Source organism: Exiguobacterium sp. KKT215, assembly GCF_055635335.1.
This window is the reverse complement of the sequence record NZ_CM145756.1, coordinates 1,735,949-1,761,811: the sequence shown is the minus strand read 5'-3', so window position 1 is coordinate 1,761,811 and position 25,863 is coordinate 1,735,949. Positions and strand designations below refer to the sequence as shown.

General features: G+C 53.0%; 22 protein-coding genes. All 22 read left to right on the top strand.

Annotation, left to right across the window (positions count from 1 at the left end):
- Window positions 1–82 precede the first annotated feature (82 nt).
- The 22 genes from pyrH (at window position 83) to ACZ2GZ_RS09035 (ending at window position 25,845) form a co-directional block, all read left to right on the top strand.
- A complete protein-coding gene (pyrH, locus tag ACZ2GZ_RS09140) occupies window positions 83–808 on the top strand; it encodes a UMP kinase (protein ID WP_021067148.1) in 726 nt (241 codons plus the stop codon).
- On the top strand, window positions 805–1,365 hold the full coding sequence (gene frr / locus ACZ2GZ_RS09135; RefSeq protein ID WP_021067149.1) for a ribosome recycling factor: 561 nt from the start codon (window positions 805–807) through the stop codon (window positions 1,363–1,365). Before pyrH ends, frr begins: the two co-directional genes overlap by 4 nt.
- 83 nt (window positions 1,366–1,448) lie before the next feature.
- The gene (locus ACZ2GZ_RS09130) at window positions 1,449–2,186 is read left to right on the top strand and encodes an isoprenyl transferase (protein WP_021067150.1); all 738 of its coding nucleotides are present in this window, start codon (window positions 1,449–1,451) and stop codon (window positions 2,184–2,186) included.
- Window position 2,187: 1 nt separating this feature from the next.
- Window positions 2,188–2,985, top strand: coding sequence for a phosphatidate cytidylyltransferase (locus tag ACZ2GZ_RS09125; RefSeq protein WP_031200184.1), 798 nt, complete (start codon window positions 2,188–2,190; stop codon window positions 2,983–2,985).
- A 15-nt stretch (window positions 2,986–3,000) separates the two neighbouring features.
- Complete coding sequence (gene dxr, locus ACZ2GZ_RS09120; protein WP_021067152.1) at window positions 3,001–4,146, top strand: 1-deoxy-D-xylulose-5-phosphate reductoisomerase; 1,146 nt, start codon at window positions 3,001–3,003, stop codon at window positions 4,144–4,146.
- Between the two features lie 16 nt (window positions 4,147–4,162).
- Window positions 4,163–5,413, top strand: a complete 1,251-nt coding sequence (gene rseP / locus ACZ2GZ_RS09115) for an RIP metalloprotease RseP (RefSeq protein ID WP_029595687.1) — start codon at window positions 4,163–4,165, stop codon at window positions 5,411–5,413.
- A gap of 40 nt (window positions 5,414–5,453) precedes the next feature.
- Window positions 5,454–7,154: a proline--tRNA ligase gene (locus ACZ2GZ_RS09110; protein ID WP_058763388.1), complete on the top strand. Its 1,701-nt coding sequence runs from the start codon at window positions 5,454–5,456 to the stop codon at window positions 7,152–7,154.
- Between the two features lie 75 nt (window positions 7,155–7,229).
- Window positions 7,230–11,522: a PolC-type DNA polymerase III gene (locus ACZ2GZ_RS09105; RefSeq protein ID WP_035385678.1), complete on the top strand. Its 4,293-nt coding sequence runs from the start codon at window positions 7,230–7,232 to the stop codon at window positions 11,520–11,522.
- 119 nt (window positions 11,523–11,641) lie between these two features.
- On the top strand, window positions 11,642–12,112 hold the full coding sequence (gene rimP, locus ACZ2GZ_RS09100) for a ribosome maturation factor RimP (protein WP_021067156.1): 471 nt from the start codon (window positions 11,642–11,644) through the stop codon (window positions 12,110–12,112).
- Between the two features lie 12 nt (window positions 12,113–12,124).
- Window positions 12,125–13,291, top strand: coding sequence for a transcription termination factor NusA (gene nusA, locus ACZ2GZ_RS09095; protein WP_029595684.1), 1,167 nt, complete (start codon window positions 12,125–12,127; stop codon window positions 13,289–13,291).
- Complete coding sequence (gene rnpM, locus ACZ2GZ_RS09090; protein WP_165569410.1) at window positions 13,288–13,566, top strand: RNase P modulator RnpM; 279 nt, start codon at window positions 13,288–13,290, stop codon at window positions 13,564–13,566. The genes nusA and rnpM overlap by 4 nt, the downstream gene beginning before the upstream one ends.
- Window positions 13,563–13,859: a YlxQ family RNA-binding protein gene (locus tag ACZ2GZ_RS09085; RefSeq protein ID WP_021067159.1), complete on the top strand. Its 297-nt coding sequence runs from the start codon at window positions 13,563–13,565 to the stop codon at window positions 13,857–13,859. Before rnpM ends, ACZ2GZ_RS09085 begins: the two co-directional genes overlap by 4 nt.
- A gap of 21 nt (window positions 13,860–13,880) precedes the next feature.
- Window positions 13,881–16,115, top strand: a complete 2,235-nt coding sequence (gene infB, locus ACZ2GZ_RS09080; RefSeq protein WP_021067160.1) for a translation initiation factor IF-2 — start codon at window positions 13,881–13,883, stop codon at window positions 16,113–16,115.
- Between the two features lie 18 nt (window positions 16,116–16,133).
- A complete protein-coding gene (gene rbfA / locus ACZ2GZ_RS09075) occupies window positions 16,134–16,484 on the top strand; it encodes a 30S ribosome-binding factor RbfA (protein ID WP_021067161.1) in 351 nt (116 codons plus the stop codon).
- 48 nt (window positions 16,485–16,532) lie between these two features.
- Window positions 16,533–17,441, top strand: a complete 909-nt coding sequence (gene truB, locus ACZ2GZ_RS09070; RefSeq protein WP_058763392.1) for a tRNA pseudouridine(55) synthase TruB — start codon at window positions 16,533–16,535, stop codon at window positions 17,439–17,441.
- 15 nt (window positions 17,442–17,456) lie between these two features.
- The gene (locus ACZ2GZ_RS09065) at window positions 17,457–18,383 is read left to right on the top strand and encodes a bifunctional riboflavin kinase/FAD synthetase (protein ID WP_021067163.1); all 927 of its coding nucleotides are present in this window, start codon (window positions 17,457–17,459) and stop codon (window positions 18,381–18,383) included.
- Between the two features lie 124 nt (window positions 18,384–18,507).
- Window positions 18,508–18,777: a 30S ribosomal protein S15 gene (gene rpsO, locus ACZ2GZ_RS09060; RefSeq protein ID WP_015881433.1), complete on the top strand. Its 270-nt coding sequence runs from the start codon at window positions 18,508–18,510 to the stop codon at window positions 18,775–18,777.
- Window positions 18,778–18,909: 132 nt separating this feature from the next.
- Window positions 18,910–21,126, top strand: coding sequence for a polyribonucleotide nucleotidyltransferase (pnp, locus tag ACZ2GZ_RS09055; RefSeq protein WP_021067164.1), 2,217 nt, complete (start codon window positions 18,910–18,912; stop codon window positions 21,124–21,126).
- 50 nt (window positions 21,127–21,176) lie between these two features.
- On the top strand, window positions 21,177–22,394 hold the full coding sequence (locus ACZ2GZ_RS09050) for a M16 family metallopeptidase (protein WP_214713783.1): 1,218 nt from the start codon (window positions 21,177–21,179) through the stop codon (window positions 22,392–22,394).
- An 83-nt stretch (window positions 22,395–22,477) separates the two neighbouring features.
- The gene (locus ACZ2GZ_RS09045) at window positions 22,478–23,938 is read left to right on the top strand and encodes a UDP-N-acetylmuramoyl-L-alanyl-D-glutamate--2,6-diaminopimelate ligase (protein ID WP_031200186.1); all 1,461 of its coding nucleotides are present in this window, start codon (window positions 22,478–22,480) and stop codon (window positions 23,936–23,938) included.
- Window positions 23,939–23,941: 3 nt separating this feature from the next.
- Window positions 23,942–25,195: a lipid II:glycine glycyltransferase FemX gene (locus tag ACZ2GZ_RS09040; RefSeq protein WP_214713781.1), complete on the top strand. Its 1,254-nt coding sequence runs from the start codon at window positions 23,942–23,944 to the stop codon at window positions 25,193–25,195.
- A complete protein-coding gene (locus ACZ2GZ_RS09035; protein WP_021067168.1) occupies window positions 25,192–25,845 on the top strand; it encodes a M15 family metallopeptidase in 654 nt (217 codons plus the stop codon). The genes ACZ2GZ_RS09040 and ACZ2GZ_RS09035 overlap by 4 nt, the downstream gene beginning before the upstream one ends.
- The last annotated feature ends 18 nt before the right edge of the window (window positions 25,846–25,863 follow it).

Below are 25,863 nucleotides of genomic sequence, written 5' to 3'. Positions count from 1 at the left end.
AAAATGGGAACACGTCTGTATAACCTTGAGTTAGTTCGTTAAGGGAGCGTGTTCCCTTTTTTCAAGCAAGAGGAGGCAAAGTATGGAACCGAAATATAAGCGAATTGTGTTAAAATTGAGTGGAGAAGCGCTCGCAGGAGATCAAGGGTACGGGATTGACCCGGCCATCGTCAACTCGATCTCTGGACAAATCAAAGAGTTGGTCGCCTTGGGCGTCGAAGTAGCCGTCGTCGTCGGAGCCGGAAACATCTGGCGCGGGAAGACGGGCAGCGAACTCGGCATGGACCGGGCGAATGCCGATTATATGGGCATGCTTGCCACGGTGTTGAACTCGCTCGCACTTCAAGATAGCCTTGAATCGAACGGTGTCCAGACGCGCGTCCAAACCTCAATCGAAATGCGCCAAGTGGCTGAACCGTACATCCGTCGTCGGGCGATGCGTCACCTTGAAAAAGGTCGAGTCGTCATCTTCGCGGCAGGGACGGGGAACCCGTACTTCTCAACAGATACGACAGCAGCACTCCGCGCAGCGGAAATTGAAGCTGACGTCATCCTGATGGGTAAAAACAACGTCGATGGTGTCTATTCGGCGGATCCGAAACTCGTTCCGGATGCGGTCAAATACGACACGCTCACGTACTTGGACGTCTTAAAAGACGGACTCCAAGTGATGGATTCGACAGCCACATCACTATGTATGGACAACCATATCCCACTGATTGTATTCTCATTGCTTGAAGAAGGAAACATCAAACGTGTCGTACTCGGGGAACATATCGGGACGGTAGTAGGAGGAATCAATTCATGAGTGTTAATGACGTATTGAAAACTGCTGAAGAAAAGATGGAGAAAGCCCATTCTGCCTTGAAACGTGATTTCGGGACACTTCGTACGGGACGCGCGAGCGCGTCAATCTTGGACCCGGTCCAAGTCGACTACTACGGCGTACCGACTCCGCTCAACCAAGTGGCGAACATCAACACTCCGGAAGCGCGTCTACTCTTGATTCAACCATGGGACAAATCGATGGTGTCAGATGTCGAGAAAGCGATTCAAAAAGCCGACCTCGGCCTCTCGCCGTCTTCTGATGGGACGGTCATTCGTCTCGCGATCCCAGCTTTGACAGAAGAGCGCCGCAAAGAGCTCGTGAAAGTGACGAAAAAATATGCGGAAGAAGCGAAAGTAGCTGTCCGTAACGTTCGTCGTGACGCGAATGAAAACTTGAAGAAGCTTGAAAAAGATGGAGACTTGACTGAGGACGACCTTCGCGGTTACGCGGATGACGTTCAATCGTTAACGGATTCGTACATCAAAAAGATTGATGAATCTGCAGCGACGAAAGAAAAAGAAATCATGGAAGTGTAATCACGGAAGTGGTATACCAAAAAGCTGTGTGGGGACCCTTTTACTGAGAGGGTCCCTCTTTCATACAATCAGGAGGATAGAGTATGTTTAAATGGGTGAATCCTAAAACAAAAACCGAGGCGGAACTGAGCATTCCCGAACACGTCGCCATCATCATGGACGGCAACGGCCGTTGGGCGAAGAAGCGTGGGCTCCCTCGCATCATGGGTCACCGGGAAGGGATGAAGTCGGTCCGGGAAGCGGTGCGCACCGCCCAAGAACTCGGCATCCGTTCATTGACGCTGTATGCGTTCTCGACGGAGAACTGGACGCGTCCTGAAGAAGAAGTCAACTTCTTGATGAAATTGCCGAAGCAATTTTTAGAGACGGATTTAAAAGAATTGGATGAACAGAACGTTCGCGTGCTCGTCGCAGGCGATGTGACAAAACTGCCACGCGGGACGCGAGAAGCGGTCGATGAGGCACGGACACGGACGGCGACGAATACGGGGCTCGATCTCGTCTTTGCGCTCAACTATGGCGGACGTGATGAACTCGTTCAAGCGATGAAACAAATCGCGAGTGATGTGGCGCACGGTACGATCCAACCGGACGAGATCGATGACGTCATGATTGGTGAGCGTCTCATGACGAACATGCAAGACGTTGATTTGATTATCCGCACGAGTGGGGAACAGCGCCTCTCGAACTTCTTGCTCTGGCAAGGGGCTTACGCTGAACTACATTTCACGGACGTGTTGTGGCCTGAGTTCAAACGGGATCACTTCGTCGAGGCGATTGAAGCGTACAATGCGCGGACTCGCCGGTTTGGCGGGGTGTGACATGAAAACACGAATCATTACCGGTCTCTGGGCCGGCGCCATATTTGTCACGTTGATTGCCTTAGGCGGTAGCCCGTTCGTCATCTTGATGGGCGTGCTCGCCTTAATCGGATTGAGCGAGTTTACGTTGATGCGCAATCATAAATTGATGGCGTTCCCGTTTCTCGTGACGTCACTTCTCGTGGCGTTCCCGTTCATCTTGATGTTGCTCGAGCGTCGGCTCGTCCTCGAGGAACTGCCGATGTCGACGACGCAATGGATGGTGCTCGGTTTAATGCTCCTCTTGTTCTGGACGGTCGTCACGAAAAACCGGTTCACGTACGAAGATGCGAGCTTTTATTTCGTCTCTGCCGTCTATCTCGTCATCGGGTTCTCGAGTTTCGCACTCGTCCGCTTGTCAGAAGACGGGCTCGTCAAAGTGTTGCTCGTCTTGTTCATGATTTGGGCGACCGATTCTGGAGCCTATTTCACGGGGAAAGCAATCGGAAAGACGAAACTATGGCCGTCTATCAGCCCGAATAAGACAATTGAAGGTGCGATCGGCGGCATCGTGTCGGCAATCGTCCTCGGCATCGTCTACGTACTCATCGAGCCGGTGTTACCGATTCTCGAAGTATTGGTGCTCGCGGTCGTCGTATCAGTCGTCGGTCAACTCGGTGATTTGGTACAATCAGCATACAAGCGTCAATATAATGTGAAAGATTCCGGTCATCTGTTACCGGGACACGGTGGGATTTTAGACCGGTTTGATAGTATGATCGCGGTATTCACCGTCATTTGGGTATTTAATTTGTTATAAAAGAGGAGTGTCAAGATGAAGCGAATCAGCTTAATCGGGGCGACTGGATCGATTGGCGTACAAACATGCGACGTCATCGAACAGCACCCCGACTTGTTTGAACTTGAGGCATATGCGTTCGGAACGAACGTAGACGTGGCGGAAGAATGGATCAATCGACTACGGCCAAAATACGTATCCGCTAAAAATATCGAGGTACTCGAACAGCTCAAGCCACGCCTTACATATGAACCACTCTTTTTCATCGGACTGGAAGGGTTGATTGCATGTGCGACCGCTGAACGGGCCGATGTCGTCGTGACGGCAGTCGTCGGGGCCGTCGGGCTTGAACCGACCCTTGCCGCCATCGAAGCGGGGAAAGACATCGCGCTTGCGAACAAAGAGACGCTCGTCACGGCAGGGCATCTCGTCACCGCAGCCGTCAAAAAGCATGGCGTCAGCCTGCTCCCGGTCGACAGTGAACATTCGGCCATCTATCAATGCTTGAACGGCGAACGTCGCGACGACGTCTCGAAAATCATCTTGACGGCCTCAGGCGGAAGTTTCCGTGACAAGTCGCGAGAAGAGCTTGAAGGGGTTACGGTCGCAGAGGCGCTCGCGCATCCGAATTGGTCGATGGGTGCCAAAATCACAATCGATTCGGCGACGATGTTCAATAAAGGACTCGAAGTCATCGAAGCGCACTGGTTGTTCGATATCGATTATAATGATATTGAAGTAGTGCTCCATCGCGAGTCGATCATCCACTCGATGGTCGAATTCAAAGATGCCGCTGTCATGGCGCAGCTCGGCAACCCCGATATGCGAGGCCCGATTCTCTATGCGCTATCAGCCCCGAAACGTCTTGAAATCGAAGGGAACAAGCGGTTAAACTTGAGAGAAATCGGGACGCTACACTTCGCGGAAGCCGATTTAACACGTTATCCGGCGTTACGCCTCGCTTATGAGGCCGGGCGTGCCGGCGGTTCGATGCCGACCGTGCTCAATGCGGCCAACGAGGCGGCCGTCGAGCTGTTCTTGAACGGGGAGATCGCATTCCTCGATATCGAACGCATCGTCGAGCAAGCGATGGAGACACATACGGTAATTGCAGAACCGACGCTCGAGGAGATTCTTCAAATCGACCGAGCGGTTCGAGAACAAATTCAGCAAGGAAAGTGAAGGTGGGGAATAGACAATGACGACTTTTATCGCCATCGTTTTGATGTTTGGGGTACTCATTTCGGTTCATGAATGGGGACACCTCGTCATGGCGAAACGGGCAGGGATTCTCTGTCATGAATTTGCAATCGGGTTTGGACCGAAAATCCTCTCATTCCGAAAAAATGAGACGCTGTATACGATTCGACTATTGCCAATCGGCGGTTATGTCAAAATGGCCGGGGAAGATTTTGAGCCGATCGAAGTGAAGGCCGGGCAACACGTCGGATTGCGTCTGACGAGTGCCGGGACGGTCGATCGCGTCTATTTCCAACCGGACCAGGCCCAAGACGTTCATGTCGTCGGGACGGTCGACAAGTTTGACTCGGTCCGCGAATTGAAAGTACAACTGCTCGTCGATGATGAGGTCCGTGTCTATTCGCTCGAGCGGGACACGCTTCTCGTCGACCAAGGCATGGAGATTCAAATCGCGCCTTACGACCGCACGTTCGGAGCCCAGTCTGTCTGGAAACGGGTGCTTGCGATTGCAGCCGGTCCGGCGATGAACTTCGTCCTTGCCTTCCTCCTCCTCGTCATCGTCGGTCTCGTCCAAGGGACACCGACGGACGATGGTCAAATCGGTACGGTCCAACCGGACTCGGCCGCCGATCAAGCCGGGCTCGTCGCAGGCGACGAGATCGTCTCGATCGAGGGTCAACCGATCGACAACTGGCTCGATTTGCGGACGGTATTGGCCGATCGTGCCGACACGCCGACCGAAGTGACGTATATTCGTGACGACGTCGAGCAAACGGTGACGATTACGCCGCAAGCGGTCGAACAAAATGGGGAGACGGTCGGAATTTTAGGCGTGACGAACGCGCTCGAACGTTCACCGGCCAAAGCCTTTACAACCGGGGCCGAGACGACGTGGACGATGTCGACGCTCATCTTCTCCGCGGTCGGTGACTTGGTGACGGGTCAGGTCGGCGTCGATCAGTTGGCCGGTCCGGTCGGGATCGTCCGCATGACCGACGAAGTGGCAGCGAGCGGATTCATCATGCTCCTCAACTGGACGGCACTTCTATCCGTCAACTTGGCCATTTTCAACTTGTTGCCGCTCCCGGCGCTCGATGGGGGACGACTCATCTTCCTCTTGTTCGAAGCGGTGCGCGGACGACCGATTGATCCGAAAAAGGAAGGATTCGTCCACTTTATCGGTTTCGCTTTGCTCATGCTGCTCATGTTGATTGTCACCTGGAATGATATCCAGTCATTCTTTAAATAATAAGATCTAATCGAGTTACAGAAGGGAAACGTTGATACCTATGAAACAATCGAGACTGTTCATGCCTACATTACGAGAAGTACCGGCCGATGCGGAAGCCATCAGCCATCAGCTTCTCGTCCGTGGGGGCTTCATGCGCCAAAACGCCGCTGGGATTTATTCATATCTCCCGCTCGGCCATCGCGTATTGTACAATATCCAAACGATTATCCGCGAAGAGATGAATCGGGCCGGAGCGCAAGAGTTGCTCATGCCAGCGATTCAACCGGCCGAACTATGGGAAGAGACGGGACGCTGGGGCATTTACGGTCCAGAATTGATGCGATTGACGGACCGTCATGACCGTCGTTTCGCACTCGGTGCGACCCATGAGGAACTCATCACGTCAATCGTGCGCGATGAACTCAACTCGTATAAAAAGTTACCGGTCAACTTGTATCAGATTCAAACGAAGTATCGCGACGAACGTCGTCCGCGCTTCGGATTGCTCCGGGGTCGTGAGTTCTTGATGAAAGACTCGTACTCTTTCCATGCGACGCAAGACGACTTGGACGAAGAGTATACGAATATGTATAACGCCTATTCACGCATCTTTGACCGCATCGGCTTGAAATATCGTCCGGTCGTAGCTGATTCAGGTGCCATCGGCGGGAAAGATACACACGAGTTCCAAGCGCTCGCCGAAATCGGTGAAGATACGATCGTATATACGGATTCATCAACTTATGCGGCGAACATCGAGATGGCTGAAACGCTCGACCGCTATGACATGCAAGCGGCCGACGTGCTCGCACTCGACAAGGTCGACACGAAAGACAATAAGACGATTGAAGATGTGGCGCGTTTCTTGAACGTCGATCCGAAGACGACAATCAAGTCAGTCCTCTTCAACGTCGATGGCGAGACGGTCATGGCCATCGTTCGAGGTGATCACGAGGCGAACGACGTCAAAGTGAAGAACGCTCTCGGTGGACTCGACATCCAAATGGAAGAAGAAGCGACGATTATCGACTTGTTCGGCTGTGAGCCGGGCACGCTCGGACCGATTCATTCACCGGTCAAAGTCGTGGCTGATTACGCCGTCAAATATTTGGTCGACGCGGTATGTGGCGCCAACGAGGCGAACACCCATTATACGCACGTCAACGCCGAACGCGACTTGTCGCATTTGACGTATCACGACCTCCGTTTCGTCGTCGAAGGCGACATGGCACCTGACGAGTCAGGTCCGGTCCGCTTCGCCCGCGGGATTGAAGTCGGACAAGTGTTCAAGCTCGGCACACGCTATTCAGAAGCGATGGGCGCGACGTTCTTGAACGAAGAAGGTCGGGCCGAACCGCTCATCATGGGCTGTTACGGCATCGGCGTCTCGCGGACGTTGTCGGCCGTCATCGAGCAACATCATGACGATCGCGGGATCGTCTGGCCGAAGAGCGTCGCTCCGTTCGATGTGCACTTGATTGCCATCAACACGAAAGACGAGGCGCAAGTCGAACTCGCGAACCGTTTATACGATGAGCTGTCATCGACGTACGATGTGTTGTATGATGACCGTAAAGAACGGGCTGGCGTCAAGTTTGCCGATGCTGATTTGATCGGTCTTCCGATTCGTATCAACGTCGGGAAAAAAGCGAGCGAAGGAATCGTCGAAGTGAAAGTACGTGCCACTGGCGAAGTCCTCGAGACGACAGTCGATGAGTTGCCACGTGTCATCACGACGCAACTGAACGAAGCCAAATGATCGATGAAGGTGACGGTTTCTTGCCGTCACCTTCATTTTTCGACATTGAATGATAAAAGGGGGGACTTCTTACCCGTGGAAGCTAATCAAAAAATGCAATTGCTCTTGGGTGACCTCGGCATCACGACCGAAACAGATCAATTCGACGGAGCGGAGCTGTCACGACTCGTCGTCAACAAGCAACGCCGGACATGGACGTTTTATTTCCAATTGCAACACGTGTTGCCGTATGAGGTGTATCAACTATTCATGAGCCGGCTCGAGAGTCGCTATGCGACGTTCGCGGACGAGGTGTACGCTCGGTTCACGACGACGTCAGGTGGGGGCGAACAGGACTATATCGACTATTGGCCCCGAATCGTCAGTGAATTGAGCCAAGTGTCAGGCGCGATGCGCAGTTATTTCGCATCGGTCGCACCGCGCTTCGAGCAGAACAAATTGCTCATCCCGGTGCGCTCGGCCCCTGAGGCGAACTATGTCGATAAAGAGTTATGCCAAGAAGTCCAGGCGCTCTACAGCGCCTATGGCTTTATGAAAAAACCATGCCAAGCGTTGTTCTCAGAAAATGAAGAAGCGAACCAAGCGTTGCGCGAACAAGTCGTCCAAGAAGATTTGGAACAGGCGAAGCTCGCACTCGCGGCGCAGTTCGCCAAGTCGACCGAGACGAACGATGAGCCGGTCACTGAAGTGCGGATGGGCGCTTTGATTAAAGACGAGATTGTCCCAATCAAGACGATTATCGAAGAAGAACGACGCGTCGCCATCCGTGGCCTCGTCTTCTCGGCCGAACGGAAAGAATTGAAGAGCGGGAAGAAACTGTTCACGTTCAAGATGACGGACTATACCGATTCACTCATCGTCAAAGTGTTCGCGCGCGATGACGACGATGACCGTATGCTCAGTGCCGTCAAAAAAGGCATGTGGATTCAAGCAGCCGGTCGTGTCGAGGATGACAGCTTCATGCGCGAACTGTGCATGATGGCGTCACAACTGCAAGAAGTGAAAGTCGAACCGGTCCGGGACGAATGGGCCGGTGAAAAGCGGGTCGAACTGCACGCGCACACGCAGATGAGCCAGATGGACGCGGTCACAAACGTATCGGCACTCGTCGCACGAGCGGCGAAATGGGGCCACCGTGCCATCGCCATCACGGACCATGCCGGAGTCCAGTCGTTCCCAGAAGCCTATTACGCCGGGAAAAAGAATGACATTAAAGTACTGTTCGGGGTCGAGGCGAACGTCGTCAATGACGGCGTACCGGTCGCCTATCATCCGACCGACGTCCCGCTCGACGATGCGACGTACGTCGTCTTCGACGTCGAGACGACGGGGCTTTCGGCCGTCTACAATAAAATCATCGAGCTCGCGGGTGTCAAAATCAAGGACGGAGAGATTATCGACCGCTTCGAGGCGTTCGCCGATCCGAAGCACCCGCTCTCGGCCACGACGATTGAACTGACGGGCATCACCGATGACATGGTCCATGGCCAGCCCGACCCTGAAGTCATCGCCAAGCAATTCGTCGATTGGTGCGGGGACGGTATTCTCGTCGCCCATAACGCATCGTTCGATATGGGCTTCCTTGAAGCGACGCTCCGGAGCGGTGGACACGAGCCGGATGACTATCCGGTCATCGACACGCTCGAGCTCGCCCGGACGATTTTACCGACGCTCAAGAACCACCGTCTCAACACGCTCGCGAAGCGATTCGATATCGAGTTGACGCAACATCACCGCGCCATCTATGATGCCGAGGCGACGGCGTATTTGCTCATGAAGCTGCTCGAACTCGCCAAACAGATGTTTGAGATGGAAACGCATCGCTCGCTGAACGCGAAAGTCGGGAGCGACGTCTCGAAGATTCGTCCGTTCCATGCGACGATTTATGCGAAAACGAAAAAACCGGGACTCCGGAACTTATACGAACTGATTTCCTTGTCGCACATCGACTACTTGTTCCGCATGGCACGCATGCCTCGCTCGGAGATTATCAAGCGTCGTGAGGGCCTCTTGATCGGTTCGGCGTGCGACAATGGCGAGATTTTCGATGCTGCCCTGAACAAATCGGACGAAGAGCTTGAGAAGATGATGGCGTTTTACGATTTCATCGAGATTCATCCGCCGGCGCTCTATATGCATCTCATCGATAAAGAAATTGTCGCCAACGAACTTGAGTTGCGTGAAATCATCAAACGGATCATTCGCGTCGCAGGTCAGGCCGGACTGCCGGTCTGTGCGACTGGCAACGTCCACTATCTCGACCGGACGGACCGATCGTATCGGGAGATTTTGATTCGGACGCAAGGTGGCGCCAACTTCATCAACACGCGGAAAGAACTTCCGCACGCTCATTTCCGCACGACGAAAGAGATGATGGAAGACTTCAAATTCCTCGGGGACGAGCTCGCCCGCGAGATCGTCATCACGAACCCGAACGCGATCGCCGATCAAATCGAGTCGATTCAAATCATCCCGGACGACTTGTATACGCCGAAGATTGAAGGGGCCGACGATGAAGTCCGGAATATGAGTTATGATATGGCCCGCTCGATTTATGGAGAACAACTGCCTGAAATCGTCGAAGCTCGGCTCGAGAAAGAGTTGAAGTCGATTATCGGTCACGGGTTTGCGGTCATTTATTTAATCTCGCATAAACTCGTGAAGAAATCGCTCGATGACGGCTATCTCGTTGGGTCACGTGGTTCGGTTGGATCGAGTTTCGTTGCGACGATGACCGAAATCACCGAGGTCAATCCGCTGCCACCGCATTACGTCTGTCCGAAGTGTCAACATTCCCACTTCTTCGACGACGGGTCGGTCGGGTCCGGGTATGACCTTCCCGACAAGCAATGTCCGGAGTGCGGGACTTGGTATACGAAGGACGGGCATGATATCCCGTTCGAGACGTTCCTTGGTTTCAAAGGGGACAAAGTACCGGATATCGATTTGAACTTCTCGGGTGAATATCAACCACACGCCCACGCTTACACGAAAGTGTTGTTCGGTGAAGAGTATGTGTATCGTGCCGGTACAATCGGGACGATTGCCGATAAGACGGCGTACGGATACGTGAAAGGCTATGCGACCGAGAACGATAAGATTTATCGGAATGCCGAGGTCGACCGGCTCGTCTCGGGTGTCACCGGCGTCAAACGGACGTCCGGGCAACACCCGGGGGGGATTATCGTCGTCCCAGATTATATGGACATCGCCGAAATTTCGCCGATCCAATATCCGGCCGATGATAAGTCGTCCGAATGGAAGACGACCCACTTCGACTTCCACTCGATTCACGACAACTTGCTCAAACTCGATATTCTCGGTCACGATGATCCGACCGCCATCCGGATGCTCCAAGACTTGTCCGGTATCGATCCGAAGACGATTCCGACGGACGATCCGACGGTCATGAAAATCTTTTCGTCGCCGGAAGTACTCGGTGTCACGCCGGAACAAATCGAATCGAAGACGGGTACGCTAGGGATTCCAGAGTTCGGGACGAAGTTCGTCCGGCAGATGCTCGAAGAGACGAAACCGTCGACGTTCTCCGAACTCGTTCAAATTTCGGGACTGTCTCACGGGACAGATGTCTGGATTGGGAACGCGAACGAACTCATCTATAACGGGACGTGTGAATTGAAAGACGTTATCGGGTGTCGTGATGACATCATGGTCTACTTGATTTATGCGGGCCTCGAACCGTCATTCGCCTTCAAAATCATGGAGTCGGTACGGAAAGGGAAAGGCTTGTCGGAAGACATGGAGACGGAGATGCGGGCCAACGATGTTCCGGAATGGTACATCTCGTCTTGTAAGAAGATCAAGTATATGTTCCCGAAAGCGCACGCCACGGCGTACGTGCTCATGGCCGTCCGGATTGCCTACTTCAAAGTGCATCATCCGATTCTGTATTACGCGACGTACTTCACGGTCCGGGCCGGCGACTTCGATTTGTCGGCGATGATCAAAGGGTCACAGGCCGTGCGTAAAGCGATGTCGGATATCCGTGAAAAAGGATTTGAAGCCACGGCGAAAGACAAAGGCCTCCACACCGTGCTCGAGCTCGCACTCGAGATGTTAGAGCGCGGCATGAAGTTCCAGAACATCGATTTGTACCGTTCGAGCGCGACCGAGTTCTTGATTGAAGGGAACACGCTCATCCCGCCGTTCAATGCCGTCGATGGTCTCGGTACGAACGCGGCGAAAGCGATTGTCGATGCACGTGCCGAAGGACAGTTTTTATCGAAAGAAGACTTGCGCAAACGGGCCAAGTTGTCGAAGACAATCGTCGAGACGCTCGATACGATGAAATGTCTCGAAGGCCTCCCGGATGAGAACCAACTCTCGTTCTTTGATTTTGGGGTGTAAGTTGCGAAAAACCGGGAAAATATGATATATTGGTATCGAACAATGTTGGATACTACGACGGAAAGGAGTAGGGAACCCTACTCCTTTCTTGTATGTAAAAGCCAGAAGGAGGGATGAGAGTGTCCAAAATAACAGAAGTCGTCGAAGCGATCGCGTTGCCGATCGTGGAGCGTGAGAACATGGAATTGGTCGATGTCGAATTCGTGAAAGAAGGGCCAGACTGGTTCTTGCGCGTCTATATCGACAAGCCGGGGGGCGTCGATTTAGATGATTGCGTCAACATCAACGAACAACTCTCGGAAAAACTAAACGATAGCGATCCGATCGAACAAGCCTATTATCTTGACGTCTCGAGTCCCGGTGCCGAACGACCGCTGAAGAAGCCGACCGACTTTGAACGCGCGATTGGAAAGAACGTCTATATCAAGACGTTTGCCCCGATTGAAGGTGCCAAAGAGTTCGAAGGGATTTTGACGGAATATGACGGCGAGACCGCCATCGTCGAGACACGCATCAAGACAAGAAAAAAAGCGATATCGCTACCGGTAGACAAAATTGCACAAGCCCGCCTAGCGGTCACGTTTAGTTAAGGAGAGGTAAAGATGGGGCCACAATTACTCACAACAATCGAACAGATTGCTAACGAAAAAGGAATCGAGAAGGAGATTATCATCGATGCACTTGAGCAGGCGCTCATTTCGGCATACCGCCGAAACGTCGCCAACCCGAATGAAAACGTAAAAGTTGAATTCGACCAAGTGACCGGTGATATTCGTGTCTTCGCACTTCTCGAAGTCGTTGAACGTCTCTCGCATCCCGAGCAACAATTGTCGCTCGAAGAAGCGCATGAGATTGACCCGAACTATGAGTTAGGGGACTTCCATAAAGAAGAAGTCACACCGAGCGACTTCGGTCGCGTCGCAGCGATGACAGCCAAACAAGTCGTCACGCAAAAGATGCGGGAAGCCGAGCGCGAGCGCATCTATAACCACTTCGTCGATAAAGAAGACGAGATCATGACGGGGATTGTGGAACGGTTCGACCCACGCAACTTGTATATCGGTCTTGAAAACAATATCGAAGCGGTGCTCACACCGAACGAGCAGATGCCAAATGAATCGTACCAGATTCATGACCGCATCAAGGTGTATGTCACAAAAGTCGATTCGACGACGAAAGGGTCTGGCGCAGCCATTCAAGTCTCGCGGACGCATCCAGGTCTGTTGCGTCGTCTGTTCGAGCTCGAAGTGCCAGAAATCGCGAGCGGAACGGTCGACGTCATGTCGGTCTCACGCGAAGCGGGTGATCGCTCGAAGATTGCTGTTCATTCAGACATCGTCGATCCAGTCGGCGCTTGTGTCGGTCCGAAAGGGCAACGTGTCCAAACAATCGTCGATGAGCTCAACGGTGAGAAAATCGATATCGTACGTTGGTCGAACGACCCGAAAGAGTTCGTGAAAAACGCACTCAGCCCGGCTCAAGTCGTTGACGTGTACGTCAATGAACCGAATAAATCGACGACGGTCGTCGTGCCAGACTATCAATTGTCACTCGCCATCGGTAAACGCGGTCAAAACGCCCGTCTTGCCGCTAAGTTGACGGGATGGAAAATTGATATTAAGAGCGAGACCGATGCAGAAAGCATGGACTTGTATGATACGTACGCCGAAAAAGTTGAACCGGAGCCAGAAATTGTTCACAATGAAGTGGAACAGACTGACTCGGTTGACGTCGCCCTCGAGCCGACAACGGTGAAAGAAGAGGAATGACCATGAAGCAAAAGAAACTTCCTTTGCGCAAATGTGTGGTCACGCAAGAAATGTTACCGAAACAAGCGTTGATTCGTGTCGTTCGGACGCCGGAAGGTGACGTCGTCATCGATACGTCCGGTAAATTGAACGGACGTGGAGCGTATTTGTCGAAAGATGCGGATGTGATTCGTTTAGCAGAGAAAAAACGGACACTCGATCATCATTTAAAAGTCAAGACGAGTGACGCGCTTTATGAGCAGCTGCTTCAAGCTGTCACAGGAGCCGAATCATGAGTCAGTGGGAATCATTGTTAGGCCTTGCCGCACGTGCGAGGAAAGTAACGATGGGAGAAGAGTTTGTGTTGAAGGATGTGCGAGCTGGCCGAGCCAAGCTTGTCATCCTTGCCGGAGATGCAGGAGCGTCTACGAGAAAACGGGTTACCGACAAGTGTACATCGTATGGTGTTCCATTGATTGAAGTGAGCGACCGATATACGATCGGGGCTGCTTTAGGTAAAGACATGCGAGTCGTCGTGTCTGTGACAGAATCCGGATTTGCGAACAAGCTTAAGCAACTTCTCTCTTAACTATTAACGGAGGTGGATGCTTTGGGAAAACGCGTCTATGAATTTGCAAAAGAACAGAATGTAACAAGTAAACAAGTCATTACTCAGCTCGAGAAAATGAACAAGCCAGTGAAAAACCACATGGCTGTCTTAGATGAGGAGTCGGTCAAGCAACTCGACCGTGTCTTCAATCCTGAGAAATACCGTTCGGCTGACAAGCAAGAAAAGCCAGCTGCAACGAAACCAGCTGAAACGAAGTCTGCCGAGTCAAAACCGGCTGACGCGAAACCTGCTGCCAAGCAAGAAGCACCGAAAGCACGCCCACAAGCGTCTGGCGGTCAAAGCAACCAAGCGGGCAACCGTGGTGGCAACCGTTTCGGCAACAACCGCAACGACAACCGCAACAAAAAGCGCGGTGGTAAATTCAAAGGCAAGCCTGCGAAAGCAGCCGTGCCATTAGAAGCGGATCCAAATTCGAAAACGAGTCAGCGTAAAGCAGCTCGTTTAGCGCAAGAGTCTGAAATGGGCAACGTCATCAAGTACGATGATGTCCTCAGCGTATCGGACCTCGCTGCGAAGATGGATAAAAAGCCAAACGAGATCATCATGAAGTTGATGGGTCTTGGTGTCATGGCGACAATCAACCAAACACTTGATGACGAGACGATTGAGTTGCTTGCAACTGAATTCGGTTATGAAGTGGAGAAAGAAGTACTCATCGATGAGACGGACTTTGAAGAAGTAGAAATCGACTTCTCTGAGTATGAGCTTGTTGAGCGTCCAGCTGTCGTCACAATCATGGGTCACGTCGACCACGGTAAGACAACACTTCTTGACTCGATCCGCAACACGAAAGTCGTTGCTGGTGAAGCCGGCGGAATCACGCAGCACATCGGTGCTTATCAAGTTGAAGTCAACGATAAAAAGATCACGTTCCTCGACACACCAGGTCACGCCGCCTTTACGACGATGCGTGCTCGTGGAGCCGAAGTGACGGATATCGCGATTATCGTTGTCGCAGCGGATGACGGCGTCATGCCACAGACAGAAGAAGCCATCTCACATGCGAAAGCGGCAAACGTGCCGATTATCGTCGCTGTGAACAAAATGGATAAAGAAGGCGCAAACCCTGACCGCGTCAAACAAGAATTGACAGAGTTCGGTCTTGTACCGGAAGAGTGGGGCGGCGAAACGATTTTCGTACCGATCTCAGCTTTGAAAGACGAAGGAATCGATGAGTTGCTCGAGATGATCTTGCTCGTTTCTGAAGTCGAAGAGTACAAGTCGACGCCTAAAATGCCAGCTCGCGGTTCGGTCATCGAAGCGAAGCTCGACAAAGGCCGCGGTCCTGTCGCCACGCTTCTCGTTCAACACGGGACACTCCGAATCGGTGACTCAATCGTCGTCGGTAGCACGTTCGGACGCGTCCGGGCCATGGTCAACGATATCGGTCGTCGTGTGAAAGAAGTCGGTCCATCGACGCCAATCGAAATTACAGGATTGAACGATGTCCCACAAGCGGGTGACCAGTTCATCGTGTTTGAAGATGAGAAGAAAGCACGTGCAATCGGAGAAAAACGTTACCAACGTTACCTCGAATCACAGCGTCGCGAATCGGCTAAAGTTAGTCTTGATGACTTGTTCAGCCGCATTCAAGAAGGCGAAGTCAAAGATTTGAACGTCATCATCAAAGCAGACGTTCAAGGTTCGGCTGAAGCACTCGCTGGTTCACTCCGTAAAATCGACGTCGCAGGCGTTAAAATCAACATCGTCCACCAAGGTGTCGGTGCAATCACAGAAGGTGACGTCATTCTCGCTTCGGCGGCAAATGCGATCATCATCGGATTCAACGTTCGCCCAGATGGTAACGCCCGGTCGATGGCCGAGCAAGAGCATGTTGAAATGCGTCTGCACCGCATCATCTATAACGCAATCGATGAAATCGAAAGCGCGATGAAAGGGATGCTCGACCCTGAGTTCGTTGAAGAAATCACAGGACAAGTTGAAGTCCGTGACGTCTTTAAAGTCTCGAAAGTCGGTACGATTGCCGGCTGTTACGTCACAGAAGGTAAAATCTCACGCGACGCCGGCGTCCGCATCATCCGTAACGGGATTGTTGTGTACGAAGGAAAACTCGATACGCTTCGCCGCTTCAAAGACGACGTCAAAGAAGTCGCGACAGGTTACGAGTGTGGGATTAAAGTAGAGAAGTTCGACGACATCAAAGTGGAGGACGTTATTGAAGCGTTCATCATGAAAGAAGTCGAACGTAAATAAAGCGAGGAGGGAACACGTATGAACATTCGTGCCCAACGCGTCGCAGAGCAGATGCGTAAAGAGATTACAGATATCTTGCTCCGTGAAGTCAACGACCCACGTACGAAGAACGCTACAATCACGAGCGTTGATGTGACGGGAGACTTGCAGCAAGCGACAGCCTACTACACGGTGCTCGGAGACGACGCCACGGTGAAGGCTGAAACGCAAGCTGGTCTTGATAAGGCGAGCGCATTTATTCGCCGCGAGATCGGGAGCCGCATCCGTCTTCGGAAAACGCCAGAATTGTCGTTCGAATACGATTCATCGGTCGCATATGGTAGCCATATCGATTCATTGATTCGTGACTTAAATCGGAACGACCAATAAATTGAAGGGGGGACTCGCGTCTCCCCTTTTTTGATGGGAGGAATTCAGATGGAACCAACTGGCGTATTGATTTTAGATAAAGACAGCGGCATGACGAGCCACGACTGTGTGTTCAAGCTCCGTAAATTGTTCCAAACGAAAAAAGTCGGACATACCGGCACGCTTGACCCGGAAGTGACCGGTGTCCTACCGATTTGCCTCGGACGGGCGACAAAGTTGTCTCGTTTTCTGACCGATGAAGGCAAACGGTACGCCGCCGAGATTACAATCGGAACAGCGACGATGACGGAGGACGCCCATGGCGAGGTCGTCGAGACGCGTGAAGTCGGTCCCGAGGCGTTCACCGCTGCGGACATCGATCGTGTCCTTGAGAAGCTGACAGGAAAAATCGAGCAAATCCCGCCTTACTTCTCTGCTGTCAAAGTGAACGGTAAGAAATTGTACGAATACGCCCGAAAAGGTCAGACGGTGGACCGACCGCGCCGCATTGTCGAGATTCATCGCCTCGTCCGGACGAATGAGCCGGTCATCGAAGACGGTGTCTGCCGTTTCCGTGTCGACGTCGAGTGTGGCAAAGGGACGTTCATCCGGACGCTCGCCGTTCAAATCGGGGAGCAGCTCGGCTATCCGGCCCATATGAGCGACTTGCGGCGGACCCGGTCTGGTTCGTTTGAGGAAACGGCCGCCGTCACGTTGCAGCAACTGGCCGACCTCGAGACGGTCGAGGAACGAATGAACCACCTCATCCCGCTCGAAGAGGTCATCAAACGTTGGCCTGCCATGACGATTCCAGCCAATCGAGAACGGTATATTCGAAACGGAGGTCGTTTGAACGACGTCTCGCTCGAATTTGAACTGTTTACTGTCTATAATGAAGAAGGAATTCCACTTGCCCTCTATCGACGGCTTGACGGAACAACAGACGCAACTGTCGAGGTCATGTTGACTATCGACTAAAGGGGAGATTGAAGTATGGAAACGATCCATCTGACGTATCCTGAGACACCAGACCTGGTCCCTTCGGTCATGGTGCTCGGATTTTTTGACGGCGTCCACACCGGACATCAGGCCGTGATTCGGCATGCGCAGGCGCAAGCAAAACAGCTTGACGTGCCCGTGACCGTCATCACGTTCGACCCGCACCCGAAACAAGTGTTATCGAACAAACCGGATGCGGTCCGTTACATCACACCGCTCCAGCGGAAATTGAACCGGATTGCCGCACTCGGTGTCGAACGGTGCATCGTCATCACGTTCACGAAAGAGTTGGCGAGCCTGTCGCCACAACAGTTCGTGGATGACTATTTGATTGGTGCCGGTGCGGTCCATGTGACGGCAGGTTTTGACTACTCGTACGGTAAATTCGGCGAGGGGACGATGGAAACGCTACCGTATCATGCGCGCGGTCGCTTCACGACCTCGGTCGTCGCCGAACAGACGAGCGGCGGCGAAAAAGTGTCGTCGACGCGGATTCGTCAGTTGCTCGGTGCCGGTGATGTCGATGTGGCGAGCGAATTGCTCGGTACGCCGTACGTTATCTGCGGGGAAGTCATCCACGGTGACGCCCGAGGCCGGACGATCGGCTACCCGACGGCGAACGTCGTCATGGACGCATCGTATGTCATGCCGCGTCTAGGCGTCTACGCGACGCGTGTACGGCTTCAGGACGGTCGGACGTTCGACGCGATGACGAACGTCGGTCGGCGGCCGACGTTCTATGCGACCGGTGACGTCTCAATCGAGAGCCACTTGTTCGACTTCTCGGAAGATTTATACGGACAATTGATCGAAATCGAATGGATGCACTATTTACGGGACGAGCGGGCGTTCGACGGACTCGACTCGCTCATCGCCCAACTCAAGCAAGATGAGACGGCAGCTCGGGCAATCCTGTCTTGACTTTGGATGGGTGGTACGGTATCCTATTTTGGTACGCAAAGTACACCGCTTCGCTTGGCTGATCGATTCACCAACGTCGGCTCGGCAACGCGGCAATTTTCTATTAAATGGAGGTGGAGAGGCAATGGCACTCTCAAAAGAACGTAAGAACGAAATCATCGCGGAATACGCGACAAAACAAGGTGACACTGGTTCACCGGAAGTTCAAGTTGCAGTATTGACTGAACAAATCAACACTTTAAACGATCATCTTCGTACACACAAGAAAGACCACCACTCACGTCGCGGTCTTTTGAAAATGGTTGGACGTCGCCGTAACTTGCTTACGTACCTTCGTAACAAGGACGTTACACGTTACCGTGAATTGATTCAACGCCTTGGTCTCCGTCGTTAATCCGAACGGACCATGTGACGGGCTGGGACACTTGTTCCTAGTCCGTTTCTTCTTTTTTAGGAGGAAAATCATTAGACATTCATATGAATGAGTTACATAATAAACTAGATAAGGTTTGAGAGGAGAATGTTCATGTTAGGTACGAAACAAGTATTTTCTACAGAATGGGGCGGGCGTCCGCTGTCTGTAGAAGTCGGGCAACTTGCGAAACAAGCAAACGGCTCGGCACTCGTCCGTTATGGGGACACGGTCGTGCTCGCCACGGTCACAGCATCGAAAGCGCCGAAGGATTTAGATTTCTTCCCGCTCACGGTCAACTATGAAGAAAAATTATACTCGGTCGGTAAAATTCCAGGAGGTTTCCTCCGTCGGGAAGGTCGTCCTGGGGAGAACGCGATTTTGACATCGCGCCTCATCGACCGTCCGATCCGTCCGCTTTTCCCGGATGGCTTCCGTCATGATATCCAAGTGATGATTTACGTCATGTCGAACGACCCGGACTGCCCAGCTGAGATGGCTGGTATGCTCGGAACGTCAATCGCACTCTCGATTTCAGACATCCCGTTCGATGGCCCGATCGCCGGTGCGACAGTCGGACGCGTCAACGGTGAGTTCGTTGTCAACCCGACGACGGCTCAGCTCGAACAGACAGACCTCGAACTCCAAGTCGCCGGAACGGCAACTGCAATCAACATGGTTGAAGCAGGCGCCAACGAAGTACCGGAAGACGTCATGCTCGAGTCAATCTTGTTCGGTCATGAAGAAATCAAGAAATTGGTCGCTTTCCAAACGGAAATCGTCGAAGCTGTCGGGAAACCGAAGTTCGAATACACGGTGTCGAAATTTGATGACGCCTTGACGGCTGAGCTCGAAGCAGCTCGTCCAGAAATCAACGCTGCGGTTCAAGTCGAAGAGAAGCATGCGCGTGATGCAGCAATCAACGAAGTGATTGCCAAGTACGTCGCCATCTACGAAGAGCGCCTCGTCGACGAGCCGGCCAAGTTGAAAGAAGTGTCTGGCATCTTGAACAAATTTGTCAAAGATGAAGTTCGCCGTCTCATCACGGTCGATAAAGTTCGTCCGGACGGTCGTCGCCCGGAAGTCATCCGTCCACTTGCGTCGGAAACGGGCTTATTGCCACGCGCCCACGGCGTTGGGTTGTTCACACGTGGACAAACACAAGTCATGTCGGTGGCGACACTCGGCGTCATCGGAGATGCTCAAATCATCGACGGCATCGGTCTCGAAGAGAACAAGCGCTTCATGCACCATTACAACTTCCCGCCGTTCTCGGTCGGAGAAGCTCGTCCGGTGCGTGCGCCAGGTCGTCGTGAAATTGGTCACGGTGCTCTCGGAGAACGTGCGTTGCTCCCGGTCATCCCGAAAGAAGCCGACTTCCCGTACACGATTCGTCTCGTCTCGGAAGTACTCGAGTCGAACGGTTCAAGTTCACAGGCGTCAATCTGTGGCTCGACACTCGCTCTCATGGATGCAGGGGTTCCAATCAAGGCACCGGTTGCCGGGATTGCGATGGGTCTCATCATGGAAGGCGAACATTACACGGTTCTCACGGACATCCAAGGACTCGAAGATCACCTCGGTGACATGGACTTCAAAGTCGCTGGAACGAAAGACGGGATCACGGCGCTCCAAATGGATATCAAAATCGCCGGAATCACGCGTGAGATTTTGGAAGAGGCACTCGAACAAGCACGTTCAGGCCGTCTCCACATCTTGAATCATATGCTTGAGACGCTCGACGCACCGCGTCCGCAGTTGTCGAAGTATGCACCGAAAATCGTGACGATGACGATCAATCCGGATAAGATCCGCGATGTGATTGGACCGGGCGGGAAGATGATTAACAGCATCATCGACCAAACGGGCGTCAAAATCGATATCGAGCAAGACGGAACGGTCTTCATCGCGTCGACCGATCAAGATGGCATCGATATGGCGATGGCCCTCATCGGCGACATCGTCCGTGAAGTCGTCGTCGGCGAAGAGTTCGATGCAACGGTCCGCCGCATCGAGAAGTTCGGCGCGTTCGTCGAATTGTTCAAAGGGAAAGACGCGCTCGTCCACGTCTCTGAGTTCAGCTTAGAGCGTGTCGCGAACGTGGAAGACGTCGTTAAACTCGGCGATACAATCAAAGTCCGTGTGACAGAGATTGACGACAAAGGCCGAGTCAATGCCTCACACAAAGTGCTCATCCTTGAAGGATTATCACCGGAAGAACGTGAAGCATACGAAGCAAAACGTAAAGCGCAGCGCGAAAGCCGTCCACCACGTGACAGCCGTCCGCCGCGTCGTGACGGAGACCGTCGTCCGCCACGCTCGACAAACTAATCATGATGGCCATCGTCTGGTGCGATGGCCTTTTTCATAGGAGTGATAACATGGAATGGATCACATTAGACAACGGCGTCCGCATCGTGATTGAGCCGATGGCGGATGTCCGTAGCACGTCGACCGGTGTCTTTATCAAAGCCGGAACTCGGACCGAAGACATGACCGAGATTGGCATCAGCCATTTGATTGAACATATGTTATTTAAAGGGACGAAGACGCGAACGGCAAAAGAAATCGCGTCGTTCTTCGATGAGCTCGGGGGTAGCGTCAACGCGTTCACGTCGAAAGATCATACGTGCTATTACGTGAAGACGCTTGACGAGCACGCGGTCATCGCGTTCGATGCGCTTGCCGACATGCTGTTCGATTCGTTATTTGATGAGACGGAGCTCGAGAAAGAGAAGCGGGTCGTCTTAGAAGAGATTAAAATGTATGAGGACACACCGGAAGACCTCGTCCACGAGCTGCTCGCGAAAGCCGTCTATAAGGACGACATCCTTGCCGAACCGATTCTCGGGACGGAAGCGAGCGTCCTCAGCCTATCGCGGGACCAACTGCTCCGTTACGTCGCTTCGACGTACACGGGCAATCGTGTCGTCGTTTCAATCGCCGGGCATGTGACCGATGAATTGATTGAGGCGGTCAAGACAAGGTTTGCCGACCTCCCATCAGGGGAATCTCCGAAAGAATCGACGACTCCGATTTTATACAGTGACGTGATGAAAAAACAGAAAGAGACAGAGCAAGCACACCTCTGTTGGAACTTTGAGGCGATTGCCGCCAAAGCTGACCGTCTGCCGCATTTGGCCTTGATGAACAATGCCATCGGGGCCACGATGTCATCACGTCTTTTCCAGTCGATTCGAGAAGAAGAGGGGCTGGCATACTCGATTTACTCGTACTACACGACGTTCGATGACCACGGGACGTTCACCATCTATATCGGGACATCTCCGGATACGCTCGCCCAAGTCGAGACGATTATGACGCGCGAACTCGAGACGTTGATCGCGGACGGATTGTCCGACGAGGAAGTCGAGAAAGGCAAGCGCCAATTGAAAGGGTCGCTCGTCCTCGGGAATGAGAGTACGAGTGCCCGCATGAACCGAAACGGTCGAAACCTCGTCCTGCTCGACGATGTCGAGGACTTGAACGAGGTGCTCGATAAAATCGATCGCATCGATGTGCATGGTGTCAACGCCTTAATCAGAGAGGTGCTCAGCCACGCCCCTGCCAAATCTTATGTCCTTCCGTCCGAAGACTGACTTGAAACCGAATTGTAAGTTCTCTACACTGATTAAGAGGTATTCTTTACTTTGGACAGGAACAGGTGAAAGAAGGGAAAGACTTGAACTTAACGGATTTAGCTAAACACATTCAATTGATTAATCAACCAAACTTACAAGCCATCCCAGTGACCCATGTGACGACCGACTCGAGAGAAGTCGTCCCTGGGACGCTGTTCGTCGCCATCAAAGGCTATACGGTCGACGGCCATGACTATGCCGAATTGGCGGTCAGCAAAGGGGCCGTAGCCGTCGTCAGCGAGCGTCCGCTCTCGTTAAGCGTACCGAACTTAATCGTGCGCGACAGCACACGATCGGTCGGCCTCTTAGCGTCGGCGTTCTATCAGTATCCGTCTGAACAGATGCGTCTGTTCGGGATCACGGGGACGAACGGCAAGACGACGACAACGACGATTTTGCGCGACGTCCTCACCGAGCTCGGTCATAGCACCGGATTGATCGGCACGGTCGAGGTCCGCATTAACGATACGGTCGTTCCAAGTAAAAATACGACACCGCAAAGCTCGGAGCTGCAACAGCTGCTCGCCCGGATGCACGCAGAAGGCGTGACCGATGTGATGATGGAAGTGTCATCGCACGGACTCGAACTCGGCCGTGTCATCGGGACGGACTTTGATATCGTCGGATTCACGAACTTGACGCACGACCATCTCGATTTCCACGGTACGTTCGAGAACTATGCGCGAGCGAAAGGCCTACTGTTCGCACAACTCGGACAGATGGCGTCACGTCACAAGGTCGCCGTACTGAACGCAGACGACCCGTACAGCAAGCTGTATGAGACGATGACAGGGGCGCGAGTAATTACTTATGCGATTGACGCGATGGCAGACGTGACGGCATCAGATATCGTTCAGACGCTGTCAGAGACGAGCTTTTGCCTCAACTATCAAGGCGAACGCCATCCGTTGACGGTTCAATTCATCGGCCGCTTCAACGTGTATAACATCTTGCTCGCGACAGGTTGCCTGCTCGCGGCAGGCTATCGCTTGCCCGAAATCGTCCAGGCGCTCGAAGCGATCCATCCGGCCAAAGGGCGGATGCAACGCCTCGATGTGCCGGGCTATAACGTTTATGCGGATTACGCCCACACGCCCGACGGCATCGAGCAATGCTTGAAGTCGCTCGTCGGCGTGCCGAAAGAGAAGATTGTATTCTTAATCGGGACAGGCGGAAATCGTGACGTTACGAAGCGGCCGACGATGGGAGAGATGGCCTCGAAGTATGCGGGAACGGTCGTCATCACGACGGACGATCCACGCTTTGAAGCCTACGACTCAATCACGAGCGGCATCGCTGCCGGGATGACCCACGACAATTTCGTTGAGATCGGGGACCGCGAAGAGGCGGTCCGCTACGCGGCCAAATTGGCCGAGTCCGATAACATCGTCGTCCTGGCCGGCAAAGGACATGAGAAATATCAAATCATTGGCAATGAGAAAATTCCGCTAGATGAAGAAGCGATCGTCCGAGCGACAATTTTGAAGACGGAGGAATCATGATTTATGGCAGTACAACCGATCACCTTGACAGAAAAAGAGCATGACGAGTTCGTCAAAACACATGACCGTGGGGATTTGCTTCAACTCTCAAGTTGGGCCAACGTCAAACGACAAAACGGCTGGTTCGCCGAGCGGATCGCCGTCGCGACCAATGGTGTGACGAGCGGGGTCGCATTACTCTTGTTCAAACGCGTACCTAAACTCCCGTTCACGCTTTGCTACGCGCCGCGCGGTTTCGTCGTCGACTATGACGATGTGGCTTCGTTGACCGCGTTGACCGAAGAAGCGAAACGGGTCGCCAATGAGAATAAAGCGATTACCGTGAAAATCGATCCAAATATCGACCGAGACGAAGTGCCAGGCCTGTTGACGGAAATGGCTAGCCTCGGTTTTAACCATAAAGGATACGGCGGCGGGTTCGATTACGCCCAGCCTCGGTTCACGATGGAGACGGACTTGCGTCCGAGCGAGAAAGAGATTTTTGGCAAGTTTCATCATAAGTTCCGCTATAACGTGCGTTTGGCAGAACGAAAAGGAATCGTCTGCACGGAAGTCGGTCGCGATGGTCTCCAGACGTTCGCGGAGTTGATGAAAGTGACAGGCGAGCGGGACGGCTTTGCCATCCGCGGCCTTGATTACTTCGAGAACTTATACGATTGCCTGCAGCCAGGGGACGCGCGTCTGTTCTTGACGAAACTCGAACCGAAGCTCGCGCTCGACCAACAGATGGCCACGCTCGAAAAAGCCGAACGTGACCTCGGCAAGATTGAACGTTCCCTCGAGACGGAGACGGTCGAGAAGAAACGGACAAGTCTGTTGAACCGTCAAAAGCAGACGGGCGAACAGATTGAAAAGATTAAAGCTGCGTTGCCGGAACTGAACGAGTTGCACGACAAGTACCCGAACGGGCTCGTCTTATCGGGCGGTCTGTTGACGTTAGCCGGCCGACGCTCGTATTACTTGTACGGTGCGTCTTCGAACGAGTTCCGTGACTTCATGCCGAACCACCTCATGCAATGGACGATGATGCAAGCGGCCAAAGCGAGCGGGGCCGAACACTATGATTTCGGTGGCGTATCGGGCAGCACCGACGCCGATGATGAGTATGCGGGTCTGTATGCGTTCAAATCAGGTTGGGGTAGCGATATGATCGAGAAGGTTGGCGAGTTCGATCTCGTCTTGAATCGTCCGCTCTATTTCGCCCTTGAAACAGGATTACCGCTCGTCAAAGGACTCCGTAAACGGTTGCGCCGATGAAATGGACCGGCGTCTTGACGTTCGCGATGACGGCTTTTTTAGTCGGAATCTTTTTAGCGTATACGTTGTCACGTCCGGGGCCGATGCCATGGGTCGATGAACCGACGTTCGAGGCGGGGATGTGTGAGCGCAACTCGCGCTCGGAAGCGGTCATCGTCGAGCGTAGCGAGAAGGCGTTCGCCAAACTGCATCCGCACGTACGGGAGCGGAGTGAATCGTTCGTACGGCTAGCCTATTCGTGCCTCGGTCTCGAGGTTCGCCTGACGTCAGGATACCGTTCAGCCGATGAGCAGAACGCCCTGTACGCCCAAGGTCGTTCGAAACCAGGTCAAGTCGTGACGAACGCCAAAGCAGGTGAGAGCTACCATAACTATGGCCTTGCCGTCGACTTCGTCATCATTCACAACAACCGCGCCGACTATGATTTGGAGTCGGACCATAATCGGTCGGATGAACCGGATTGGCAAGAACTAGGGGAGCTCGGCAAGGCGCTCGGCTTCGAATGGGGCGGGGATTGGAGAAGTTTTCCGGATTACCCACACTTACAAATGGACTTCGGTTTGTCGATTCGTCAGCTCGCTTCCGGGAAACGTCCGGATGACAAAGCGACGATGCCGCTTGCCGATGTGATGAAACCTCTCGTCGATTGAACGGAAATGTTGGCATAT